Source organism: Acidovorax sp. KPB24-03, from assembly GCF_057546605.1.
This window is the reverse complement of record NZ_BAAJYR010000267.1, coordinates 1-4,799: the sequence shown is the minus strand read 5'-3', so window position 1 is coordinate 4,799 and position 4,799 is coordinate 1. Positions and strand designations below refer to the sequence as shown.

Sequence of the window (4,799 nt, the reverse complement as noted above, 5' to 3'; positions counted from 1 at the left end):
ACCCGCAGTGCGCCGCGGTGCGGGCTGCCACTGGCTGAAGATCAACGCCGCCACGATCAGCGCCGCGCCGGCCACCCCGGCGATGCCCAGGCGTTCGTCGATCAGCACCCAGGCGGTGAGCGCGGCGAACACCGGCTCCAGCCCGAACACGATGGCGCTGCGCATGGCATCCACGCGCTGCTGGCCCCAGGCCTGCAGCGTCACCACCACCACGCTGGCCAGCAGGCCGAGGTACACCAGCGCGATCCACGACGGCACCGAGAGCGTGGCAAGCGACGCCCACGTGCTGCCCAGCCCCCCGTGGCGCACGGCGATCAGCACGCTGGAGGCCGCCAGCATCATGGTGGCCTGCGCCGCGGCCATGCGCGTGGCGCGCACGGGTTCGGCGGCCGTGCGGCGCGCGCACTCTTCCAGCGCCAGGATGTACAGGGCATAGAACAGCGTGCTGGCGAAGGTCAGCGTATCGCCCAGGTTCCAGGGGTCGTTCTCATGGAACATCAGCGCCATGCCGGCCAGCGCCATCGCGCAGGCGGCCCACAGGCGCCAGCCGTAGCGCCGCCCCAGCACGGCCATGGCCAGCAGCGGCACCACGAGCACGTTCAGCCCCGTCACGAAGGCATTGCGGTTGCTGGTGGTGCGCGCCAGCCCTTCGATCTGCAGCCAGAACGCCAGGAACAGCAGCAGGCCGAGCGCGAGGCCCCAGCGCGCCTCGGCGCGGCGCATGCCGCGCCACAGCGGGCCGAGCACCAGCAGCGCGATGGCAAAGCGCAGCCAGATGAGCTGCAGCGCATCGAGGTGCGCCGACAGCAGCTTCATCGCGGGGAAGGTCGTGCCCCACACCAGGGTCACGGCCAGCAGGGCCAGCAGGCCCAGGCGTTCAGGTTTCATGGAGACAAGGCGCCCGCGCACCCGATGAGCGCGCGGGCCGGAAGAAGCCAGTGGCCCGGCGGGAAGGGGAGGCGTGCGCCTCCCCGGTTCACGCACCCATGCGGCCGATGAAGGCGCGGATGCGGTCGCTGGCGGGGTTGCCGAAGAACTCGGCTGGCGGCGCGTCGTGCGCGATGCGGCCCTGGTCGAAGAACATCACGCGGTCGGCCACCTCGCGCGCAAAGCCCATCTCGTGCGTGACCACGATCATGGTCATGCCGCCGCGGGCCAGCTCGCGCATGACGTCCAGCACCTCCTGCACCATCTCGGGGTCGAGGGCGGAGGTGGGTTCGTCGAACAGCATCACCTTGGGCGCCATGGCCAGCGCGCGGGCGATGGCCACGCGCTGCTGCTGTCCGCCCGACAGCTGCCACGGGTACTTGTGCGCATGGTCCTGCATGCCCACGCGCCTGAGCAGCGCCATGGCCTGTTCGTTGGCCTTGGCGCGCGGGGTGCGGTGGATGCGGCGGGGCGCCAGCGTCACGTTGTCCAGCACGCTCATGTGGCCGAACAGGTTGAACTGCTGGAACACCATGCCGACCTCGCTGCGCTGCTTTTGCAGCGTGCGCTGGTCGTCCGTCACCTCGGTGCCGCCGATGGTGATGCGGCCGCTGTCGTGGGGCTCCAGCCGGTTGATGGCCCGCAGCAGCGTGCTCTTGCCCGAGCCCGAGGCGCCGATGATGACCGTCACCTCGCCGGTGTTGAAGGTGGTGGACACCTCCTTGAGCACCTGGTGCGCGCCGAACGACTTGCACACGCAGTCGGCGACGATGTAGGGCGTGGCCTGGCTCATTGCGCCCGTCCTTCCACGTCGAAGCGGTATTCGACGGCGTTGGAGATCTGCGTGACCAGCGTGGTCAGCAGCAGGTAGGTGATGGCCACGGTGGAGAGCGTCGCGATGGGCTGGAAGGTCGCCGACTGGATGCGGTTGCCCACGTTGGTCAGCTCCACCACGCCGATGGCGTAGGCCAGCGACGAGTCCTTGAGCAGCGCCACGAAGTTGCTCACCAGGGGAGGCAGCGAGATCTTGAAGGCCTGCGGAAACACCACGTCGAAGAACACGTGCAGGCGCGACAGGCCCAGGGCCCGCGCCGCCTCGGTCTGCCCGCGCGGCACGGCCAGCAGTCCGGCGCGCACCGCCTCGGCGTTGTAGGCACCCACGTTCAGGCCCAGCGCCACCACGGCGGCGGCGAAGTCGGGCAGGTTCAGCCCCGGCACCAGCACCGGCAGCGCGAAGTACACGAAGAGGATCTGCACCAGCAGCGGCGTGCCGCGGATGACCCAGATGTAGAACCCGGCGGCCCAGCGCAGCGCGATCCAGCGCGAGGTGCGGGCCAGCGCGGCGCTGGTGCCCAGCACCAGGCCCACGCTGCCGCTCACCAGGGTGAGCCACAGCGTGGTGCGCGCGCCGTCGGAGAACGCCTGGGCGTTCGGTCCGATCGGGTCAGGCAGGAAGGAAAGCAGCTGGCCCAGCAGGGCCAGCGCCAACACCATCAGCAGCAGGGCGGAGACCAGCGTCGCATTGCTGCGGTGCTGGCGCGTCCAGTGCTGTGGCCACAGAGCATTGAGCATGGAAGGAAGGCGGTCCGAAGCCGGCGCCGCGGCTTATGGCGCGCAGCGGACGTCTTCGTTGAAGTACTTCTGGGACACGGCGGCGTAGCTGCCATCGGCCAGCACTTCGGCAAAGGCCTTGTTCCATGCGTCGGCCAGCCCGGTGTTGCCCTTGGAGACGGCGGGTGCGATCTTCTCGATGAAGAGCATGTCGCCCAGCTTCAGGCCCGCCTTGGGGTTCTTGGCGACCACTTCCTTGGCCACGAACTTGTCGGTCACCCAGGCATCGACGCGCTTGGAGGTGAGCGCGCTGCGGGCGTCCACGTCGGTGGGGAAGTTCTTCATTTCCTTGATGCCGGCGACCTTCTGCACGTTCTCCAGGTAGCTGGTGCCGGTCTGCACGGCGACGATCTTGCCGGTGAGGTCCTTGGCGGTGCGGATCTTGGGGTCGGTGGCGATGATCATGCCGCCCGAGCAGTAGTGGGGCGTGGCGAAGGTGACGGCCTTGGCGCGCTCTTCGGTCACGCCGTGCGAGGCGATGACGGCATCCCAGCGGTCCTGCGCCAGGCCGGTCAGCAGGGCATCGAAGCCCAGCGTCTTCCATTCGACCTTCAGGCCCATCTTCTTGGCGACCAGGTTGGCCACTTCGATCTCGAAGCCGGTGAGCTGGGTGCCCTGGAAATAGTTGAAGGGCGCGAACTGGCCCTCGGTGGCGATGATGATCTTGCCGTCCTTCTTGACGGCCTCCAGCGTGCGGGCCTGCACGGAAAAAGCGGCACACATTGCCACTACGGTGGCGATCGTCTTGAACATCTTCATCTCTGTTGTTCCTGCGCAGGGTGGTTTCAGGTACAAAAAATCCGGCTTGGCGGTTAGCGAAGCCGGAGCCAGCGGCCAGTGGGCCGCCCGCGGGACGGGCAGTCACGGGATTGCCACATTATAAAAGGCGTGCATGAGGCCATGCCCACCCGCAAACCCTGAGCCGGAGCGCAAAAAACGGGCCCGTTTTGACTTTTTGAGGCTCAGCGCAGGAAGGCGTCGTAGCCCGTCTTGAGAATGAGCGCGCTGACCACCACGATGAAGATGCCGCGCACGAAGCCCGTGCCGTGCTTGAGCGCCATGTGCGTGCCGATGACGCTGCCCACCACGTTGGCCACCGCCAGTGGCACCGCGAAGTGCCACCACACGTGCCCCTTGGCCGCGAACAGGATGATGGCCGCCACGTTGGTGGCCAGGTTCAGCAGCTTGGCCGACACCGAGGCGTTCAGGAAGTCGTAGCCCAGCAGCCGCACGAACAGGAAGACGAAGAAGCTGCCCGTGCCCGGCCCGAAGAAGCCGTCGTAGAAACCCACCACCAGCCCGATGGCGCAGGCCAGGCGTGTCTCGATCCGGCCCTCGAAGCGCGGGGTGTGGTGGCGCCCCAGGTCCTTGCGGGCCAGCGTGTACAGCAGCACGGCCAGCAGGATCAGCGGCAGCAGCTTGCGCAGCGAATCCGCCGAGATCACCGTCACCGTCCAGGCGCCGGCAAACGCCCCGATGAAGCCCGCCGCGGCCGCCGGCAGCATCGCCTGCCAGCGCATCTGCACGCGGCGGCTGTACTGCCAGGTGGCGATGCCCGTGCCCCAGATGGAGGCGCTTTTGTTGGTGCCCAGCAGCGTGGCGGGCGGTGCGTTGGGAAACGTGGCGAACAGGGCGGGCACGAGGATGAGGCCGCCGCCCCCGACGATGGCGTCCACGAAGCCGGCCAGCAGCGACGCCAGAGAAACAATGATCCATTCCATCCCCCGATTGTCGGGGCTGCCGCAGGGCGGAACGGGGAATGGGGAGCGATTCGTGCGTGCCGGCGCACAGCGAACCGGCCAAGGGAACGGGCAAAGAAAAAGCGCCGGGGTCGCCGGCGCTTTGTAAAAAAGGCATCTTATAGGGGGATGCTCGGAATGGTTTGTTCGACTTCGAGATGTCTCCTCGGTCCCCTCGTTCGACGCGACGGGCGCGTTTTCGAGTGGTTGAACTGTAACGAGTGCACCCTGCTGGTGCATTGGTGGTTTCCCGCACCCCGTTCTGGGGCAGCGTGGCGAAGCACCTGCAAGATGGGCGAAGCACGGGCGCGGCAGCCGTTGGTTTTTACGGGGCATTGATGCGCGGTTTGATTCAATCGGCGGGCGTTTCGCTTCCCTCTTCAAGGCCTGTTCGCCATGACCGATCTTTCGCTTCGCCGCACCCTCTCCGCGCCGGCGGCCCTGGCTGCCCACCGCTCGGCCGCCCCCGAGCGGCCGGCGTTTCCCGCCGAGGCGCCTGCGCTGCGCCGAACGGTCTCCGCC

Annotated in this window: 5 protein-coding genes; all 5 read right to left on the bottom strand. The window is 67.9% G+C overall.

Going from position 1 to position 4,799, the window contains the following annotated elements:
* Positions 1–888, bottom strand: an 888-nt coding sequence (locus AC27KI_RS18835; protein ID WP_487115231.1) for a DMT family transporter, incomplete at its 3' end; no start/stop codon positions are given.
* 88 nt (positions 889–976) lie between these two features.
* The gene (locus AC27KI_RS18830; RefSeq protein ID WP_284394622.1) at positions 977–1,720 is read right to left on the bottom strand and encodes an amino acid ABC transporter ATP-binding protein; all 744 of its coding nucleotides are present in this window, start codon (positions 1,718–1,720) and stop codon (positions 977–979) included.
* Positions 1,717–2,499 carry an amino acid ABC transporter permease gene (locus AC27KI_RS18825; protein ID WP_487089604.1) on the bottom strand — a complete coding sequence of 261 codons (783 nt, stop codon included), beginning with the start codon at positions 2,497–2,499 and terminating at the stop codon, positions 1,717–1,719. Before AC27KI_RS18825 ends, AC27KI_RS18830 begins: the two co-directional genes overlap by 4 nt.
* A 33-nt stretch (positions 2,500–2,532) precedes the next feature.
* Entirely contained in the window at positions 2,533–3,297 is a 765-nt protein-coding gene (locus AC27KI_RS18820) for an ABC transporter substrate-binding protein (protein WP_272565884.1), read from the bottom strand.
* Between the two features lie 203 nt (positions 3,298–3,500).
* Positions 3,501–4,259 (bottom strand): sulfite exporter TauE/SafE family protein, encoded by a 759-nt coding sequence (locus tag AC27KI_RS18815; RefSeq protein ID WP_284394620.1) that lies wholly within the window; start codon positions 4,257–4,259, stop codon positions 3,501–3,503.
* Positions 4,260–4,799 lie beyond the last annotated feature (540 nt).